General features: G+C 45.5%; 15 protein-coding genes. 3 read left to right on the top strand and 12 right to left on the bottom strand.

Annotated elements, in window-relative coordinates; genetic code table 11:
* Position 1 precedes the first annotated feature (1 nt).
* Positions 2 to 1843, bottom strand: coding sequence for a CAP domain-containing protein (locus tag DN062_RS02805; RefSeq protein WP_112157356.1), 1842 nt, complete (start codon positions 1841 to 1843; stop codon positions 2 to 4).
* Positions 1844 to 2016: 173 nt separating this feature from the next.
* Between DN062_RS02805 and DN062_RS02800 the strand changes: the two genes are divergently transcribed.
* On the top strand, positions 2017 to 2394 hold the full coding sequence (locus DN062_RS02800) for a hypothetical protein (protein ID WP_112157354.1): 378 nt from the start codon (positions 2017 to 2019) through the stop codon (positions 2392 to 2394).
* A 50-nt stretch (positions 2395 to 2444) separates the two neighbouring features.
* Here the strand turns inward: DN062_RS02800 and DN062_RS02795 are convergent, their stop codons facing one another.
* Together DN062_RS02795 and DN062_RS02790 are read right to left on the bottom strand one after the other, a co-directional pair.
* Positions 2445 to 3797: a hypothetical protein gene (locus DN062_RS02795; protein WP_112157352.1), complete on the bottom strand. Its 1353-nt coding sequence runs from the start codon at positions 3795 to 3797 to the stop codon at positions 2445 to 2447.
* Positions 3798 to 4132: 335 nt separating this feature from the next.
* Positions 4133 to 6553 (bottom strand): Kelch repeat-containing protein, encoded by a 2421-nt coding sequence (locus DN062_RS02790; RefSeq protein ID WP_112157351.1) that lies wholly within the window; start codon positions 6551 to 6553, stop codon positions 4133 to 4135.
* Positions 6554 to 6801: 248 nt separating this feature from the next.
* Between DN062_RS02790 and DN062_RS02785 the strand changes: the two genes are divergently transcribed.
* Both DN062_RS02785 and DN062_RS02780 read left to right on the top strand, forming a co-directional pair.
* On the top strand, positions 6802 to 7179 hold the full coding sequence (locus tag DN062_RS02785) for a hypothetical protein (protein ID WP_112157350.1): 378 nt from the start codon (positions 6802 to 6804) through the stop codon (positions 7177 to 7179).
* 170 nt (positions 7180 to 7349) lie between these two features.
* Positions 7350 to 8744 (top strand): MBL fold metallo-hydrolase RNA specificity domain-containing protein, encoded by a 1395-nt coding sequence (locus DN062_RS02780; RefSeq protein WP_112157348.1) that lies wholly within the window; start codon positions 7350 to 7352, stop codon positions 8742 to 8744.
* Positions 8745 to 8784: 40 nt separating this feature from the next.
* Here the strand turns inward: DN062_RS02780 and DN062_RS02775 are convergent, their stop codons facing one another.
* The 9 genes from DN062_RS02775 to DN062_RS02735 all read right to left on the bottom strand — a co-directional run bounded on the left by DN062_RS02775 (position 8785) and on the right by DN062_RS02735 (position 20672).
* Positions 8785 to 10230 carry a hypothetical protein gene (locus DN062_RS02775; protein ID WP_162301237.1) on the bottom strand — a complete coding sequence of 482 codons (1446 nt, stop codon included), beginning with the start codon at positions 10228 to 10230 and terminating at the stop codon, positions 8785 to 8787.
* A gap of 82 nt (positions 10231 to 10312) precedes the next feature.
* On the bottom strand, positions 10313 to 10618 hold the full coding sequence (locus DN062_RS02770) for a nucleotidyltransferase domain-containing protein (protein WP_112157345.1): 306 nt from the start codon (positions 10616 to 10618) through the stop codon (positions 10313 to 10315).
* Positions 10619 to 10628: 10 nt separating this feature from the next.
* Complete coding sequence (locus DN062_RS02765) at positions 10629 to 11048, bottom strand: nucleotidyltransferase substrate binding protein (protein WP_112157344.1); 420 nt, start codon at positions 11046 to 11048, stop codon at positions 10629 to 10631.
* 186 nt (positions 11049 to 11234) lie between these two features.
* A complete protein-coding gene (locus DN062_RS02760) occupies positions 11235 to 11669 on the bottom strand; it encodes a DUF3037 domain-containing protein (protein ID WP_112157342.1) in 435 nt (144 codons plus the stop codon).
* Positions 11670 to 11933: 264 nt separating this feature from the next.
* On the bottom strand, positions 11934 to 13841 hold the full coding sequence (locus DN062_RS02755) for a hypothetical protein (protein WP_112157340.1): 1908 nt from the start codon (positions 13839 to 13841) through the stop codon (positions 11934 to 11936).
* Positions 13842 to 13872: 31 nt separating this feature from the next.
* Positions 13873 to 14805, bottom strand: coding sequence for a hypothetical protein (locus DN062_RS02750; protein WP_112157338.1), 933 nt, complete (start codon positions 14803 to 14805; stop codon positions 13873 to 13875).
* Positions 14802 to 19850, bottom strand: coding sequence for a glycosyltransferase (locus DN062_RS02745; RefSeq protein ID WP_112157336.1), 5049 nt, complete (start codon positions 19848 to 19850; stop codon positions 14802 to 14804). Before DN062_RS02745 ends, DN062_RS02750 begins: the two co-directional genes overlap by 4 nt.
* Positions 19851 to 20028: 178 nt before the next feature.
* Complete coding sequence (locus DN062_RS02740) at positions 20029 to 20385, bottom strand: HepT-like ribonuclease domain-containing protein (RefSeq protein ID WP_112157334.1); 357 nt, start codon at positions 20383 to 20385, stop codon at positions 20029 to 20031.
* The gene (locus DN062_RS02735) at positions 20382 to 20672 is read right to left on the bottom strand and encodes a nucleotidyltransferase family protein (protein WP_112157332.1); all 291 of its coding nucleotides are present in this window, start codon (positions 20670 to 20672) and stop codon (positions 20382 to 20384) included. Before DN062_RS02735 ends, DN062_RS02740 begins: the two co-directional genes overlap by 4 nt.
* Between the last annotated feature and the right edge of the window lie 70 nt (positions 20673 to 20742).

Raw genomic sequence — 20742 nt, 5'->3', positions numbered from 1 at the left:
ATCAGGGTGTAATATGAAATAACCAAACGGGTAAACCCTTACGCTTCTTTCTTGAAACTTGCTCATCATCAACAGGGGCTTCCCTATAGTCTGCAAGCAATTCAAAACGTTTGCCTGGTCCCCACTCTGTAAAGTGATCTTTAAAGACTTGCGAACGTACCTGTAACCAAAAAATTCCAGACGATTGTAAATCTAAATTGCTAAGAACTGAATCATTCGTTTGAAGATTAATCAGTAAGTCTAACTGGTCTAGTTTATCGAGCTCAATACTGTCTAAGCGCCACCCCACAGAGGCAGAAACTTGCGGATAGTAGCTCCCCCCGTCAAAACGGTAACGAAAACGCATTTGTAGCGTTTGGTTTTCATACTCGCTTAAAGGCAGACGAACCTGTCTAACCACTTGCCCCTGAGGACTGCCGATTCCCGCTTGCTCCCACAAGGGTATCCAGCTTAATCCCCCGTTATTACTTACCTCGAATGAGGCGACCTGTCCATTGCTCGCCCATCCTAAATAGCTTTGAAAAGCGATATGAGAATCTGAATTCACCAAAAATGTTTGCGGAAACACCAATAATTGCTCCCTTGGAACTGGATGAGCCAAATGGTATGAACGTTCTCCCTCTAATGCCTCAATACCCAATACGTATCCGCTGTAACCCTCGGAACGCAGAGCCTCTAAATCATCATCCACCTCCGCATCGTAACGCACATCGGATTCGAGAATATTGTGTACACTCCATTCGTAGCCATCTGCAAAGCTTAATCCCGAAACGCTAAATGCGATCTCATCGTCCCTGTAGAGTTGTTCAGAACCTTGCGGCAACATTAATTCACTAAACTCCCCCTGTGCAGAATACAAAGGATCAAAAATAGTCACCGAATAGTTAAACGTCTGAAGCGCTCCAGTAATGCGAACCCCGTCAATGATGACCTCATACTGCTCATCCTCTACCACGGATTGCCAACGATCGCCGTCTTTATAAGGTGACGGAATCCAAACCAACGTATTTTCACCTGCGCCGACTTCGTAGGGCTCCAACATCAATGGATGCGCCTCACCATTTCGAAGCAACGTCACTTGCGCATTGGAAAAATCCGCATTTGGATAGGTAAATGACCAACGGGGATAGACAAGAGGGTAAGGAATAAAACCAGGTGGGGGCCAAGCAACAAAGGCTTCACGAGTCTCAGGTCGTGGGGCACCCCAAGATGCTAAATTTGGCGGATCAAGAACCCAAACAGTTCCGATTCGAGGGTAGGTTGAGTCTGGCAGGACATTACCAACGCCCATCTTTTGGGTAAATGGATAAAGAAGCCATCGCCGATGACCTACACTTTTATTTGAATTGCCATGATCCTCAAATTGGTTTTTTACAGATCCTGCCCCTGCCTGTCCGTAAGTTAAGTTCGACTTTTGCGCCCCCTCATCACCTGCAGCGGAGTAACAACGCATATCTGACGTAGGAAAGTGAGTTAACGTTTTATTTGCCGAGAGAAGTAATGCGGTTTCTCGCGCTTTACTTGAATAGGTTTCATCTAATACGATATTTGAAGGGACACCTGCGAAGGCCCTATACCAGTTAATACGTCGAAGCGTCGCAGCCTCATACACATCCGAAACCTGCCCCGCATGACAGCTATCAACATCCCCAGTCCAATGTGCAGCCACGCCATCGGAAGAGCGATAGGCAGTATTGTAAAACTGCCGAACTTGCTCTCGATCTGACACATCAAAAAAATCACCCTTAAAATCAATGGCAGCTAAAGGTTGTATGGAAAAAAATACTCCCGTGAGTATTGAAGACAAATAAAATCCACGTAAGTGGGGTCGGAAAGGCAACATTAAAAAACCTTAGGAAGCAGAGTGATTGATGGCGTCATCTTTAATAAATTCCTAGATAATCGCTCTTACAAAACTTGATATGAAATTAGCCGAAATTTACCACTTTGTCGACTTGAAAAAGCCAAGAATTAATTTAGACTAGGTAAAACATAATTTGACAGGGACCCTTTGTTATGAACAAAACATCAACTTTGAAAAAGTTAAGCACTTTCGCCGTTATCACCACAGCAGCTGTTGCGTTCAATTCCGCTGTTGCTGCAACAGGAACCATTACTGCACCTGTCGACCGCATCATGTTTGATAACGACCTCTATGGTGCTTGTGTTGCTCATTTTCCAGCGCACAACCCTAAATCGGTTTTACCGGGCTGCGCGGATAACTGGATAACTTTCGACTGCGATGCTCAATTCAATGATGAAAACAAAGCTTACGAAATGTTCAGCTTGGTGCAAATGGCATTTGCCCTAGAGAAACGTGTCCGTATCACCTTTACTGATGAACAAACCCATAACGGCTGGTGCGTTGCAAAACGCGTTCAATTACTGCCCTAAACATCGCGCACAAAAAAGCGAGGCATTCCCCTCGCTTTTTTAAAAGAAAATCATTTCTGAATAATTGCAGGTAACCAGACGGGCAACCCTCCACGTCTTCTGGAGGTTGGCATGTCGACTCCATCGTCTTCACTTAGCGCGACTCGATAAAAGTAGGTATCAAAAACATTCACATACCCATCTGGATCAAGACCGGACTCTTCATCAAAACCTGCAATTAATCCAAAGGCATCCGTGTTCATAATTGCTTTGGTTTCAAAACCTCCAATCATCTCATAAGAGAGCACCAAATCATCTCTAAAGATATAATCGCCCTCTGGGACCCATTCATGACCCGTGGCAGTAGGCCCAGAAATATCGACACGTAAAGCCGTTAAATCCAACCCAAACTCGGGCTCCAATCGGGATGATTCAGACACCACATCAAACACCAGCCCCTCCTGTTCTAATGACAGTATTGGCTCTCCCAGACACAGGGTATTATGATGGTCATAAATATGCTTCTGTAAGGTACCTATCACCTGACTATCACTTACGGCATTGAGCGTCACTATCTCACGAACACGCGCAAAAGGCCCCCAGATATTTTGCATCTGCACATTGTCATCTAACTCACACGCACTGGCAAAGACACCGTTTAATGAAGATAAATCGGCACTAAACTCGCCTATTGAAACAAAGTCTTCACCAAAGGGGCGCTGTAAGAAACCATACCTCAGTAATTGATCAAACCTATTGGAAAAGTCCATTAATTCCGGGAATCCGTTGATATCTAATTCCACATCATCATCGGCAAAGGTTCTGTGTAAAATCGTATCAGCGCTTAACAGAGCTTTAAACTCACCCCCTTCAGCATGATCTTGGCTGAACGTAAAGTCACCGACCACATAGTCACCCGAAGCTAAGCGAGTCGGCTCAGATGAAAAAGATCCACTATTATTTACATGATACGTTACACGACTAACGGGCATAAAAATTCCATACTCGGGATGAACCTGCATAAACTCAGAATCGAGCTCAACACGCACGCCCTCAAAGGTTAAGGCGACCAACGGCTCACCAGAGCACGCCGTATCGGTATCCGTGTAATAATAAAAGACAGCGGATAAATCAATCTCGGTATCCTCACGAGATGGCTCAAAAAACTCATAGACTTTTTCATAGGTTGGACGCCCTTGATAGCGCACATCCGTCACCTGCTGGCAACGCGAAACATAATGTCCCGATAAACGCTCTGACCAAGTATTAAACGAAACCCCCTCGAACTCCCCTCCTACAGACGTAAGATTTGGCAAGTTGTCGGTCGGACTGTCGACATTCATCAATTGATTGGCAAACACATAGCCAACCGAAGAGGCCAATCCTACAGCTATCACAAGCGGCTTTATCATCTTATTTTTCATAGTCTCATCCTAATTTCAATGGCGCTTATTCCCAGAATTCTCGTGTTTTCGGTCATACATTAACAAAAGCTTACCACAATCGAGCTACCCGCACTGACGCCAACGAACTTTGGGTACTTTACCGACATAAGTAAATGCATAAAAATGAAAAGATTATCGTCCTTGTTTAAAATGTGTCAACTCATTTTACTGATAGCCTTTTAGGGTCAGAGTCAGATTTCCACATCTTAGAAAACTTTCCGCACAATCAGCCTTCAGGTTTCAGCGGCACATCAGGATTGACAAAAAAATTCACCCTCGCCCAACTGGACGAGAGTGAATCATAGAATGACGCATTAATTATTGATGATGTACAACCAGATAGGTTTAGAACGACGTTTTGATTTATGGGGCTCTTCTGGCTCCTCTGGGTCTGAAGTAAACAACATAGGCTCAATCCAGAAGGTTTTGTTAACTGGATTAAAGTTTGATCCATCTGCACTCCCCCCTGTTACTAAGATCCGCCCATCCTGCAAACCCAATACACCAGTACCACTGACTATAAAACCGTGTCTAAAACGATTTTCTGATAAGTACACATGGCCCGAGCGCAAACCAACACTTAATAAAGCAACAGAACCTGCATCCTCCCCTTCATTCAAGGTCACAAGCACATGGGCTGCTTGTTTATTTTGACTCAATACAGGCTGAGAACCAAACCACATGGCAGATGAACTCGGCAACTCCACCTCTGTAGGAACCCACTCAAATGCTAAGGTTGCAGTATCAAATGTGAACAGCCGGTAGTAGTAAACACCACCTTCGCGCTTCCAAGCATGAAATACGTATTTAGTGTCAGTAACTTTTTGTGTTTCATGCAAACGTTTATCTTGCATCACATTCCAGCCAGGCTCACTTGGGAACATTAACTGTTGATATACCGAGTTTAATCCACTCACTGGATCATAAATTTCAACAGGCATATCCACATGCTGCCCTGACTCTGTAATACCACCAAAAATAACAGCCCGACCATCAACCAATGGCAGCACAATCGGATGCGAACGCCTTACAGAAAACGCATTTGTTTCTGAAAATGTATTCGTATCAGGATTGTAGATTTCACCATAAGTATGCGCAGTGTTATGAGTCCACCAAGCCCCTACGACTAGAACCTGACCATTATTCAGCAAAGCACTTCCAGCCCCAGCCCTAAAACGAACCATGGAGCCTCCAACACTATAAGTGTCGGTTATCGGATTGTATATTTGAGTATGACTGAAGTTAGGAGCACCCAAATCACTGCTTCCACCCATCAGTAAATAGTTGCCATTCGCCAACTTAGCGAAAGCTGGCTCATCATGTTTGTGAAGCATGCTTTGCAATGAAAACTCGTTGCCTCCTAGCGAAAATGACTCTGCTGTATTCAATGCTCTAAAGCCACTGCCATGTCCACCAAATACTTTCACTGCTCCAGAAGGAGTCTGAACGATATTGTGCCCCATTCGTGCAACCTGCATAGGCACTCCCTCTAGGAACTGAGTTTGAGCATCATTTCTGATCACACCATCAAGATCAGCCTCTATCGACATAGGCTCAATAAAAAATGTTTTATTGACCGGATTGAAGTTAGAGCCATCGAGCGTTCCGCCCGTTACAAAAATCCTATTATCCTGCAAGCCCAACACACCGACTCCACCTAAAGAATAGCCAAGCGCAATGCTACTCTCTGATAAGTACACATGTCCTGAATGCAAATCGACACTTAACAAAGCAACAGAGCCGGCATTGTCGCCTTCAGTCAACGTTACTAACACATGCGCCGCCTGCTTATTTTGACTCAACACGGGCTGGGAGCTAAACGACATCGCAGCTGAAGAAGGCAACTCAACTTCTGTTGAAATCCATTCAAATGCTAAAGTTTCGGTATCGAAAGTGAACAGCCGATAATGATAGACACTGCCTTCGCGTTTCCACGCATAAAACAGATACTCCGTATCGGTCAACTTTTGGTTGGCATGTAAACGTTTATCTTGCATCACATTCCAGCCTGGCTCATCAGGGAACATGAACTGTTGGTACACAGAATTTAAGCCACTTACCGGATCATAAATTTCAACGGGCATATCTACCTGCTGCCCTGACTCAGTAATTCCACCAAAAATAACACCGCGACCGTCAACCAACGGCAATACAATTGGATGCGAACGTCTTACGGAAAATGCATTTGTCTCCGAAAAAGCGTTAGTCTCAGGATTGTAAATCTCACCATAGGTATGGGCAGTATTATGTGTCCACCAAGCCCCTACGACCAATACTTGGCCATTGTTCAACAAAGTGCTTCCTGCCCCTGCCCTAAAGCGAACCATTGATCCAGCTGGTGTGTATGTATCTGTAAACGGATTGTAAATTTGAGCATGACTGTAACTTGGAATACCCCAGTCCCGGCTACCCCCCATCATCAGATAGTTGCCATTTGCCAACCTCGCAAATGCTGGATCATCATGCTTATACAGCATCGACTGTAAAGAAAATTCATTTGACTCAAATGATATGGATTCTGCAGTATCTAAAGACCTAAACCCACTACCATGCCCTCCAAATACTTTAACCTCTCCCGTAGGTTGTTGAACAATATGATGCCCCATCCGTGCAACTTGCATGGGAGCACCCTCGATAAACTGTGTCTGGGTGTCATTTCTAAAGGTGGCCTCACCAAACGCAGGAAAAAAACCAACGATGGCGGCCAAACAAAGAATACCCTTTAAACTCTTCATAACCTTGCCCTCATGAGAATTAAAGCATAGTACTCACGTAATACGCCTTTATGTTATTAAGCATAGAGGGATTTAATTTGAGGTAGGATTCAACTATTGATCAGGATCAATAAAATAATGAAAATTTTGGGCAAAATCTAAAAACCATTTAAGTTCGTCGAAAATACGCGATCTTCGCCTTACTGAAATTTGTAAATACTTAAAACTCACTTAGACTTAAATCACAACATTTAACAGGGGCACTTGTTATGAAACACTTATCACTCTTTAAAAAGCTGAGCGCTTTTGCCATCGCCACCACTGCCGCAATCGCTTTTAATTCAGCTATGGCGGCGACTGGCACAATCACCGCGCCTGTCGACCGTATTATGTTTGACAACGATCTATACGGCGCTTGTGTTGCGCATTTCCCTGCACACAATCCAAAATCGGTTTTACCCGGCTGTGCTGATAACTGGATAACCTTTGATTGTGATGCACAATTTAATGACGAGAACAAGGCATACGAAATGTTCAGCCTTGTGCAAATGGCATTCGCCTTAAACAAACGCGTGCGCATCACCTTTACTGATGAACAGACTCACAATGGCTGGTGTGTTGCAAAACGCGTTCAATTATTGCCATAAGCTATTCTTTAGCTAATAAAAAAGGCGAGGGTTTAAAACCTCGCCTTTTTTGTTTTTTCCCTATTAAAATCACATTTGCACAGTGCTGGCAAAATCTATAGCGTCGCTCTCTTCAAAAGCTATGTTATAATTTTACGATACTCGACACCACCGCGAAAAGGACTTATCGCATGCACATTATTCACCATGGTTCAGGCCAAGGCGTCACAGGCTCCTGTCATCAGCTCTTTACTCACCCTGAACACAGCCTACTGATCGATTGTGGTCTTTTTCAAGGCTCTGAAGAAGCCGCCGACAACCCCAACCCTCACACCATAAACTTCGACATCTCCACTCTACGTGCCTTATTGATCACACACGTACATGCCGACCATGTTGGCCGACTTCCCTGGCTATTAGCGGCAGGTTTTACAGGGCCTATTTTATGTTCGCCCCCCTCCGCTGAAATGCTGCCTTTAGTGCTAGAGGACTCTTTTACACTCAGCATCAGCCGCAATACACGTGATCGTGGTGCCTTTATTAAACAGGTCATGCAACAGGTCAAGCCGTTGGCCTATAAAACGTGGTTTTCGCTGTATGAAACTGACACTCATCGTGTTCGCTTGCGCCTACAGCGTGCTGGACATATTTTAGGTTCTTGCTATTTTGAAATTGAAATCACTCAACTTCCGTCTAAACAAAAACAAATTGTCGTTTTTTCCGGCGATCTCGGTGCCTCCTACACACCCTTATTACCCGCCCCTCGCTCACCTTGGCGAGCCGATGTCGTGGTGCTAGAAAGCACCTACGGCGATCGCCTGCATCAACACCGTCGGCATCGACGCCGGGCACTGCAGCAAGTCGTGCACCAAGCCTTGCAAAACAAAGGCACAGTCATGATTCCTGCGTTTAGTATTGGACGCACGCAAGAACTCTTGTACGAATTAGAATCCATTATTCATCTTGAAAAAGATCGCGTCATTCGAGCAGACTTACCCTGGACAGCACTGCCCGTTATCGTCGATTCCCCTCTGGCCAGCAACTTTACCGAAATATATAAAAAGCTTAATAGGTGGTGGGATACCGAAGCACACGCAACCCTGCGTCAAGGACGCAATCCCCTCGCATTTGAACAACTTATTACTGTTCAAGGTCATGACGAACATCTTCGTATGGTGCACCATTTAGCGCAATCAGGACGCCCCGCCATTGTGATTGCAGGCAGCGGTATGTGCACCGCAGGCCGTATAGTGAACTACTTGAAACACCTGCTGCCCGATCCACGTCACGCGGTGGTCTTTGTCGGGTATCAAGCCCAAGGCACACCCGGACGCATCATACAAACCTATGGTCCAAGAGGTGACGGCTATGTCATTCTAGATGACGACCGGATCGACATTCGCGCCAAGGTGGAAACCCTTTCGGGCTACTCGGCGCATGCCGACCAAGCTGAACTGGTTCAATTTGTCACGCGCATGCGCTTTCCACCTAAACGAATTCACCTCGTTCACGGTGAGTTAGCGGCTAAAAGCGCTTTGAAAAAGGCCTTACAAACCAAGCTACCCAATACCGAAATCAGTATTTGAAAATGACAAACAAGGCATTATGTTCAAACACTAAAGCGCTTTAATCCTGTTTCAAAAACAACCAAGCGGGCATTCCCGTTCCACGTTGACGTGTTGACTGATTGGGTGGCGGTGGTGGCGGAGTCATGCCATTAAAATCACCCATCAAACGCGCAACCGTCCATTTGTTATGACCCGTTTCATTAATGCTAGCTCCCACCAAAACAATTCGTCGCTTTGGATCAACAGTCTGGGTTACTTTTAATGGAAGTGTATTATCAAAAGCCCAGATGGTTTTTCCTTCCTCTTCAGCAAGGTATAAACCATTATCCCCATCAAACCCTATATCCGGTGTTAGATCAGGATTAAATAAACCGAAAAGACGCATGGACGCAATGCTCCAAGTTACAGGAACAGCCCCTTGACGATTAATGCTTAATAAAATTTTTCCATCAGGCATACGCGTTAGCGAAGCGCCTCTCTCCAACCCTAAAAAATTGCTGTAACGAACGGAAGGCTCCGATAATGGCTCAGTCTGTGCCACAATATCGCCTTGACTATTAAAGTGGGTAAGCCTTGCGTTATACGACTGATTTGTCTGTAAAGAGCCTGTTAGCAGCAACACCCCACCATCCGGCATTGCCAACATCTGAGCGGCTGAAGTATTCGTAGGCAAGGCCAACTCACCTTCAGTGCCAAATTCAGTATCCAGCATGCCAGCTTCCGTATAGCGATGTAAACGAGCACCCGGTGAAGTATTACCTGATATCATCACGTAGTACGCACCATCTTTGGCTTCAACCACAGACGAAATATTCCCTCCCACTGAACCTGTCGCCCCATCACTACCAAACGTGCTATCTAACACGCCACTGGGCAACAGTCGGGCTAATCCATTCGGAAAAGAGGCAACCAAAATCCGCCCTTCACTGTCTTGCCAGAGGCCTGGATAAAACGTGGATAAAAGACTATTAGGGTCTCTAAACACCCCTTGGTCAGCAAACCCAGTATCAATCGTTCCATCAAGATTGTAGCGCTTAATCGTGCCTGTCACCCCAGGAACGGTATTCGCGAGTAACAACACCTTATTACCATACGGTGTGAAGGCCCCATGAACAATAAACTGTGCATCCGTTGTCACGACATTATTCAACGTCCCGTTCTCGCGAATATTGGCAATACTGGCAACAACCTGCTCTACCGTCCAACACCAATCAGGCGAACTGCACTGCTGCGTTCGCACAGACGTAGTGCCCAGCACCGAAAAAGAGTTGTCTGGGTTCACCTTGGCTGAATACACATTGTTATTTTGGTTATTTGGCTGCCCATCACCAAAGGTTGGAGAAACATACTCAATCCTTACCCAACCCGCCCCCGCCAAACTGGTATCAGGCTCTGCCACAGTTGCGTACGCCGACACCGAGCTAAAAGACATTAAAATCGCAACCGAAAGTGAACATCGTAGAATTTTTTTTATATTCCACCCACTTAATTGAAACGCTTTCATACAGCCTCCAATGCACTTCATCGCCAAGTTATGAACTTAAATTAGCAGAGCTGCCCGTGTTGTCAATTTCATAGCATACGAATCATACCTGCCGATCAAAAAATATTTGTCCAACGTGATCGATATGGTATAGCAAGTCCTTATTCTCTATTTGCTCGTAGAGAGAAAGATCAAGAGTATAAGGAAGTAGTAAATCATCCAGTTCAGTTTCTAACTCATTAAAGGTAAGCCAGTCCAAATCACCGACTATTGTTAAATCAATATCTGAGTTATCGCGGAAGGTACCCTTAGCTCGCGAGCCATAAACAATCACTTTATCTATGCTTGGATACTTGCTAAAAACATGGCATAGCTTATCAATATCAGCTTGGTTGAGTCCAAAATGCATCTATCTACCTTCAATCAGAAATATTTAAACGATTAAAAGTAAGCTCTAGCTCACTAAAGAGTCCGGCATAGATTAGCTCAATCTGTGAAATTATCTCATTCGCTGTGGATTCGTTATACGTATGAACCGTACGATTTCTATCCTGCAGCATAGCCATCCAAGCATGGCCATCTTTAATAAGATCACGTTTAAATGCTTCTCTAAAGGTATCTCTTGAACCAGCAAGATTCGCATCACCTTGCCATACTATATAGTCACGCAGAAGATTCCATGCCAGCTCATATGTAAACTCAAAGGCTTGTATCAACCCCTGCTTCTCCAAATCACTGAGAGATCGTTCTCGCATCAATTGCAGCGCATTTTTAAACTGTAAGTGAGCTCTCTTAAAATTATCAAAGCGCTGCATCCAGCGTATCTCTGCATCTGCCATTTAGATTTAGTTTCCTTCGTTGAAAAAATTAGTATTACTAAAGTCTATCACTGTCACTCGCTCAATCGGCATTCTCGGCAAGGATGCAAACTAGTTTCATAATTTTTTACTAAAACTGCCGCTCTTACAAATTCAACAGCACTTTTTCTAGATTAGGGGCAACATATTGACTTTATTATCAATGCACTAAATCAAAACTCTCAAGGTTTCACGATGCTCTTTAGTATTAAAACTTCGCCCTACATACTGCTGAAAAAGCATTTCTAAAACTGTTTCAAGTGATTCGCTGGTTAAAAGAACCGCTGTTTCACTAAATGTTAAAAAACCTTCTCTCTGCCTGGTCACTTCGTCCATAAAAGCAGCTAACTCTTTACCTCTCATGTTTTTAGCAAAGTCTTGAACTCTTTGAAGCTCATGCCAAAACATTTCGATTGCATTAGCATACAACTGCCCATCTAAGTCATCAAAAAATTGTGTGACTCGACTAAATCGTTTATTGGCCAGCTTAAACAATACACTTCCTATATGAGGTGCATGAATGACTATACCTACGTTAGCAAACTCCTGCGTCTCAGCAAAAGGCATGAAACGTATCACAGAATAACGGACTAAGTTTTTCATTTTATACCCTCCCAGAACTCAGCTGCTCTAAAACACCGCAAGCCTCAGCAAGGCACTTCACCTATTTCTTTCAGAGAGTGCATGCCGCATGGATGCGGCATTCAAGCCTATAGGGACATATTCACGGCGTCTCTCTGGAAGGAATGGGTGGAGTGCCTAGCCACCACAACCAAGGAATATACAGCTAAACGTGTGTCGCAAATGGAGCAAACGTAGCCTAGCCCCCACAACCAAGGAACAAACCCACACCAAAACAAACAACAATCAACACCGAACAATCTGCAAACGATTCATCTTAAACACCGCCTCACAATCTGTCGGATCAAACCGAACCCCAATCACATTTCCATTTACCTCAAACTTAGCAGACCCTACCCCCTCTTTTAACTCAACAATCAACGCCTGCTGCTCAGAATACCCCTGCCCGTAATCGATATACACCTTTGAAAACACCCTACCCTTCTTTTTAGGTGCCAAAGACTTAAAATCCAACGCAACATTAAAATCATACGTATCAGGCTTGATCAAAGGCAACAACGTCGGATTAACCATAAATATAGGATCATCACCCGTAGAACGCCAATACGCCGCCTCTTGATCCGGTACCAAATCCTTCTTAGGTTCCAACTTAGTCAACAAATCAAACGCCGTCTTGGTAGAAGAAACTAAATCCTGCTTAGACAGATACGCCTGAATCGAAGAAAACTGCTTCTTGAATACACCCTCTGCAAACTCAACAAAATCCGGCACTGCAATGGAGTAACTCACCTGATCCATGCGCTTATCAAGATCTTCAACCGCATCCTTCACCTTCTCTATCGGATAGGCAATCGCATGCTTGTTCACACTCTGAGCCGCCGAATCTTTAAAAAATGCCTGACTCATATGTGTAATGCCCGGACGCTCGCAAAAACGAGACACCAACATCGAACCCGTCATCTGATTTGCTATAAAAAAGGCAACACGCTTCGCCACTTGCAGCTTAGTAAAAGGAGTCTCACCGATGACCGAATAGACAGGGATGTTCTTTGCCAACTTAGACTGAATCTGCTCAATTAACTTACGATCCGATGCAGACTCCTCTATATCCAACGCACGCGGCGAATGCGGATTTGTCCAACCATCCACCACCAGTGCTACATCAGAATACTGAGCCGCTAAATGATTTACAAACGCAGCACAGGCATCCACCTGCTCAATCCAAGAGCGTTTTTGAGACGTCACACCAAACCAAATCAACAGCGTATCATCAATCCCTTTAAACTTAACGGCATCAAACGGTTGATTCAATGCTGACTTCACCACATGCTTATCAAACGCATTCACCAGCTTTAAATGCAGGCGCTGCTTAAATAACAAACCGACATGAAAATAAAAACTGCCTTCAGCCGCCATGCGCTTTGAAAACTCAGCAGGCTTTAATGTGACCGACCGAACAGAACTGATTTCAGAAAAAACAGCTGGCAATTGAACATAGTCGTAACCCTCAAGTTGAACGAAGGCCGGTATTTTCTTCAAGAGCTTTTTACGATGCAAATGAAACATCGCTGGCAAACAATCATAAAAGGTATGCGATGGGCGACCATGCGCAGTCAACACCCCACCAAATGTCTTCGGTTTATCGAGATCACCCGCATTCAACTGAAAGAAAAAAGCCTTTACCAGTTCAGTGAAGAACAACACCTTACTGCCATGCCCAGTCAACAAAAACAATTTAAACTCAGGAAAGTAGATGGCGTCATACGAACTGACATACTGAAAAACAAAAAAATGACCACCTGGGTAATCAAACTTCAGTAGATTGACCACCGATGAATGGAAGCTAGTATTGCAAATAGCCGCGGCATCTAAATGCGATAACGTACATTGAATTTGATTATGCTCAACAGCAGACGCAACTGAATTAGAAACAAACTCTTCACTTTTAAAATTCGACACAAACTCTGCAAGGCTATCTTGCGTCACTTGTGGTACAGAATCACTTTCTAAAAATGCATTTAAACTCTCATACTCAATTAACTCAGCAGACTCGCACCACTGCTCCGCAAGCAATGGATACTCTTTCTTTTCAAAATCGAACTCAGAGGAAGCAACAGCAGGCTGGATACCTAAAAATGTCTTAAACGCCGAAAATGCCTGGCTGACTGACTCTTGACTTAACTTAGTGGACATATATAAACCTTAATAAAAAGACAAGGTCGAACTAACGCTTGACAGAATACCAAATAAAACTAACCCTCTCTGCTGAAAACAAAACCTCTTTACCTGCAGAGTCGACCCGTCGAACACACACACTATTCTGCACCCAATTCCCTAAAGTGGGATGTAGGGCAACAAACATAACTCCTTTTTGTATCATCTGATGAGCACTTAGCGAGCCTAGCGGCTGTGAAGCAGCACTCGATTTATTTAACTGAAACCCAACCCCTTCCATGTCTGATGCAAACGCTCGCTTCAACACCTCACTCTTGGCAAGCGGTTTCATTTCCTGAAATGAACCACCCCCCGCTAGAGCACACCAACCAATCCCTTCATTCATCAAGATCGGTATAAAATCAGCAAAACTCTTTACGCTATCCGATGCCGAAAACACAAAACGAGCCTTAGGTAAGGCCTGGCACAAGCGATCCACCCTTTCTTGTGCTAAAGCGAGTGGAGCGAAAACAAATACGCGCTCTTCACCTGCCCACTGGGACAATGACGCTAACTCATGATCCGCCACATCCGCCCTACCCAATAAAAGACAATAGGCGGTATGAGAAGGCTGCCTAGTCAATACCGGCGCTTTGGATGGCCCCGCTGGCACAACTGACGTCGGAGCTTTAAGTGCTTCCAACTGAGGGGTAACCAGTGATGACACCGACGCATCCGGCTTATCCAATCCATACTTAAAATAACAATACACCGGATAAAGCCTTGAGCTAGGTGTCGAATGCGCATCACAAAATGCTTCATTAAAAAACACACCCGGCGAGCGCCCCTCTTTCACACCAAACTTAATATAATGAACCAAAGGATGCATACCAGACGTCGACACATCTGGGTATTCTTGCAAATACCATTGCGGATCAAACAGTCCCGAGGCTTCTATCGTTTTGCGTGCTTTATGCAGCTTGTATTTTTTAAACCACTTCATTGCTGAACACTTTTACGACCAACCCACTTCGAGTTGATGGTCCCTACTGTTTGATGAATATGCTGTCTCAGTGCTCGCATAGAGGCACTCGAAAACGCTGCGGCCACTAAATCTGGATAGTCAGGATGCTTCTTTTCTAATGCCAATGCACCAGCCTCCAACAACTGTGCCTTTTCTCCTTTAAAGGATGCACTGCGCACATGGAACACATAAGACCAAGGAGACAATAAATTGCTATACCCTAACTTGAATCCATTCATACAAAAATCATTTTCCTCACCATACCCTCTTGGGAATGCCTCTTCATCGAACAAGCCAATCTCATCCAATAAAGACCGTTTAATCAGCATGCAAAAACCATTACCCGTCGGCAGGGCCAAAGGCTTAAGCGCAGCGTTACTCAAAGTGATCGTGCTGGCAAACTCATCGTAACTGCAGCCCTCAGGCGGCAAGTTTTCAACGCCCTGCACCGGAAACGAAAACGCACCGGAATGATTTCCCATGGCCGTTACCGTGCCCACCTTATCTTCACTGGCGGCGGCCATTCTCATCCCCGTAAACCAACCCGGTGTGACAAAAGCATCGCTATTTAACAGCAACACATCGTCTCGGCCTGCCAGCTGAATCGCTTTATTAATGGTGCGCGTGTACCCCATGTTCTGTTCATTGTGAACAATCTGAACTTTTGGCAGCCCTTCAAACTGCTCCAACATAGGGCGCACCGCCGCATCGGGGCTACCATCATTGATAATTAAGATTTGAGTTGCATCTAAGTCTGTATGCCTTAGCACACTGTGAATACACGACTCCGTCTCTTTGACCGCATTATACACAGGAATGATGATGGTGGTTGGCTCAACAAACGTCTTCAAGCTGAAAGGCCTATAGCCCGCTGCTCGCTCTAGCAACGCCGCGTTAATTCCACCACTGTGCCGAGCGAGGCGCAGGTCAATACGCTGACAGTAACCACTCAAATACGCGGCATTGAAGCGCTGCATTAGGGTTCTTGGTGAGTACTGCTCGACAATAAAGCGACGCCCAGCGTCTCCCATCGCGGCTAAGCGCTCGGGCTGTTGGCACATCAACAGGATTTTAGCTTCAAATGCATCCAGATCTTTAAAGGGCACAACATAACCCGACACACCCTCTTGCACCAACTCAGCTAAAGCGCCCTTGTCATACACAATCACCGGCCGTCTGGCTGCCAACGCCTCCGCAACCGAACGCCCAAAGGACTCCGCAAACAACGACAGATTCACCACCACATTCACCTCTTGCAAGGCGTCTAGAGGGGTTGCTTTGTAACCGGTAAAAATAATGTTATTGGGTAGCTCACCCCGTTTAACGGCCGCTTCTAATGCCTGAATATCCTTTGTCCACTCCGGCCCCGACTTAGGGCCAACAAATGCAAAGCGAGCATTGGGCGCAGACTTCGCACAACGCTTAGCCAGCTCCGCAAACTCATAAATGCCTTTTTTCGGGAGGTTACTGCTAATCAAACCAAAGACAATGCGATCAGGCTGGATGGGGTTGGCAATATCCAGCGTATCCACCTGAACAATATTCGGTGCAATAAAGGTATTGCGCCCGCGCGTAAAATCCTGCGCCGTGGTCTTGGAGTTTGCAATAAAGTAATCCGTGCGCTCATACATCTTATCGATGATGGCATCCGTTGATAGGCCAATGTGCTTGGCAATGGCGGTGTCTTGGCTGATTAACTCGCGAATATGCATAAAGGTTGTCACAGACAACTCTCTCGCCGCCAGCATCGGCTCACGCAGCATAATGGTATTGCAATGCACAAACTCAATACGGTGATGCTGAATAATCGATTTAAACTTATTAATCGAGCGGCGATCCGGGACTAACGACTCTTTCCAATGCGGGTAATGCAAACAATACACGGCACAGGCACGCTCCTGAATCGCGGCCAGATAGTCAAAATTCTGAACACCCGGAACCGACACGACAACATTCAGCTGCATCGCATTCAGTGCATCCAGCATATCTAAAAAACTACGCTCGCCACCGAACAAATGCACACCCGCTGCATGCGCACACACCAGCACACTCGGCGCATCTGGGTTCACTTCGCGCTGACCACTAAAGGCTGTATCTAGCTTCGCCCCTTTTTGCCTTGCCTCATCTTGCGTTGTAAAGTCGACAAACGGCTCTGCAAACACAGGTTCAACGGGTTGATTTCCTAGCACAGGACGATAAATAGAAAGACCTTGCTGAGTTTTCTCAGGAAGATCGAGTGTCCAGCCCTGCACCTGCCAACCATCCGCTGCATAAATGGCTAAATCATCGGCACGAATACGACTTTCCCAACGGCGTAAAAACACTTGGCGGTTGCGCAACACATACTTGCCACGCCCCTGGCTTTTACCCTCGTGGTGGTACACCAACGACTCAGGCTGATAATAACAATGCTTCCCTGTGCCATGGGTCAGGCGTAAACATAAATCCACGTCTTCTTGACCATTGACAAAAATAGGATCAAAGCCTTTTAGCTTGGCAAAATCTCGCGATCTTAATGCAATACAAGCCGCTGTAATCGCCTGAAGCTGACGCGGTGTGTTAGCTTCTTTACCCTCTGGCTCAAAGCCTGCGTATAAGGGACACCCCAAACTGCTCCAGGCATTAAAGACAACACCCGCACATTGAATCGTGTTATCTGGGAACAACAACTTGGGCTGAACCGCCGCCACCGACTCATCGCTTAAGGGGGCAACCAACTGATCAACCCAAGCGTCGGTTAAGGTTGTATCATTATTTAAAAAAATGACCTGCCCGCCTTTCGCGGCATTGAAGCCAAGGTTACAACCCAAGGCAAAGTTCATATTCTCGCCATTGCTGACGCAATGTATCCACTCGTACTCTTGGGCATAACGTTGCAAGATCTCGGCTGTGACCGCATCACTGCCGTTATCCACTAAAATCACTTCACTTCTGCGCTTGTTTTTGCACTGAATCAAAGACTTTATACAGTCTTCGGTTAACTCAGGCTGGCTGTACACAGGAATCACAATTGAGACAAGATCCTTGTCGTACTCTTTACTCACCAAACCCGGCCACGAAATCAGCTGCTGATTCAGCACGGCATAACGTAAATGTGCCGCATTGGCCTCCAGTGCAGCAGGCTCTTTGTATAACGCGCGCTTTTCGCGAGCACCCGATTTCAAATAGTGCACATAGGGCTCTACATAGGCTTTGACGACATCTTGATTCAGCGCACGATATTGAGAAGGTGAAAAGGCCTGATCCGGTGAAAGCCCCTTGTAGGTGCCACTTAACAAATAATGCACAATCAAATCCGTTCGCGACGCTTTTAGCTCAGGGCATTGCACGTAATAGTGTTGAGCATTAAACAACTCATAAGACCGAACCAATGCATAATCGGCCTGCAAACGCTCATACTGACGCATCAATGCACCAATATCGGCCTGCCCGACCGCCTGACCCGGTGCAACACACACCAAATCGACTTCATCCAGCGCCGTCGCCGTCGGCTGCAACAAACCAATTTTAGACTCGGTTAACACAGGCACTAAACCAAAAAAACGCTCAATCGCATGTTCAAGCTTGCCATCAACTTTATAGTCGTCGGTCAACTCTGGATTGGTAAAATTCGCAATTTGGCTTAACGCAAGTAAGGACTCGGGCCTTGCCCAAAACATCGTTCCCGCAAAAAAACCCCAATCCCCTTCAGGATAGGCACACCCATACACCTGCTCCGTCAAGCGTTGAATATTGGCCAAATTGTCGTACATGATACGAGGAGCCGATTGAAACAAAGTTGCCGGACCTGCACAGACCAAATCAGGGTCGTGTTTAAATGCGGCGACGACATGATCAAACTGCGCGGTTTTTCCAATTAAAGACTTAAGCATCACATCGCGCCAAATAGTGGCAAGATGACTGTCACCCTTCTTGGTTTGTAGTTTTAAAACCGCAACATAGCCCTCATTCACCATTAAGGGAATCAAATTCAAGAAGGGCACTATGTCCATGCCTTTGTTGGGCGACACAAACACACGCGCACTTGGGTAACGCTTAGCAATATCCGCAACAACCTTTGCCCCCACATTGGAGGTCGTTGTAATAAACAGATCAAAGGGTGAGGTTATCTGATCCAAATACCTGGCAATCTCCAGCCAGATATCTTCATAGTAATAATGCACCAACACCGCGACTTTTTTAGCGGACTCATCTGAGCTACAGGCTTGACTGGTCTGTAAAAGATCACTTTGTAAGGCCTGTAAAACCTCTGACTCAGGTGATCTAGCCGTCTGTAATATGGACAACAGGTTATTAAATAACAAGGATTGAGCCTCGCGCATCATAGACGACTGTCCGTGAAGTGCGAGTTGACGGTAGTTTAATAAACGGCTTTGCGTACTCTCATTAACACTAGGTGCTGGCGCTAAAGGGAGATACTCCGCCGCAGACCGAATATGCTGATAAAAATTGAAACTCACCCAATGATCAACACAGGATGCAAGCGAGACATTGCCCTCTCCTGCCAACAACGCTGCACTGATAGCAGGATTCGACAACACAGGCTGTAAACGCACATCTGCAACAATACGTGTGCCCCAGATCACTTGATAAAGCCCAGCCATCACACAGGCATCACGCGAGGCATCCAGCATCACAACAAGCGCACATGGATGACTCAACACATGAGACACCAAGCGTTCTAGATCGGTGACTGTAAGCTTAGGAAAGAGAGTGTCTAGATCGCCACTGGCATCAACCCAAATATCCGTGCTGGCAAGCGTGTTTAAATGACGATGTAAATCCTCGGCAATGCCTGCAAACTCTGAGCCCTTAGACACCCAAACCGCTTGGCTCATCATCGCCTGATCTGGAGCGCGTTTCAGTTGCTTTATCGCATAACGGAGGCTAAAAATCGCCTCTTCTTGCATCACTGGGGTCTCACGTAACGACTCCATGTAGTGTCGAATAGCCCGCACAAAGTCTTTTTGTGCTAAGTAATCATTACCGCGCGCAAAAGCCGAGGCGCCTGTATTCGTATCCATTAAAAACACACCCTAGTGACTGTCGTGTATAAAGGTTTAAAAAATAAGTCCCAGAATTATCTGGTAGAATCTGACAAAACAAAAGCTAAACAAATATCTGGTTGTAAGAAAAAGATGATTAACTCGAACTTAATAAGTTTGCATAAAACCCATGCATAATCTATTGGCATGAGCTGCCTTAGGTATTCGCTTGGTCTTGAAGGGTTGCGAGTTGTATTCGTAATGTCGGTAATGCCATCTGAACAGTATCCCAAACCACATCGAGGTTAATGTCAAAATAGCCATGCGCGATACGATTTCGCATCCCGCGCATGTTGCGCCACGGAATTTCGGGATGCGCCAGTGAGAATTCAGGATAGGTATCCATTATTTTCGTCGCCGCTTCACCAAGAATGATGAGGCTCATGATAACGGCTTGTTGGGTACGCTTATCCTCATGAAAATCATCTTTTTCCAAACCCTCAATAAAAGTACAGGCATCTGACGCAGCTTGCTGCATGTGCTCCAAGTAGTCGTCCAGTCGATTTACATTCATATAGGCCGTGCCTCAGCAAGCACTTGGGAACGGAATTTGACGGGCAAATCACTTGGCGTTAACAAATCAACATGGATACCTAGCAAAGACTCCAGTTCTACTTGCAAGCCACCCAGATCGAACAACGTAACACCTGGCAACGCATCGACCAGAAGATCGAGGTCGCTACCATCCTGATCTGTGCCATGAAGCACTGAGCCAAAAATACGCGGGTTTGTCGTGTGGAAGCTGTTTATTGCTTCAAGGACGGCACTGCGTTTTTGGTTAAGAGCAATCGAAGGACGCATAGGTATCTCCGTTTATCGAAACTCATGGAAAGGGTAGTCGGTTGAAAATATAGTTTCAAGAACTGTTCTC

The organism is Nitrincola tibetensis (assembly GCF_003284585.1).
Lineage (GTDB): Bacteria > Pseudomonadota > Gammaproteobacteria > Pseudomonadales > Balneatricaceae > Nitrincola > Nitrincola tibetensis.
Note: the sequence above shows the minus strand (reverse complement) of the source record. Positions and strands in the feature narration are given on the sequence as shown.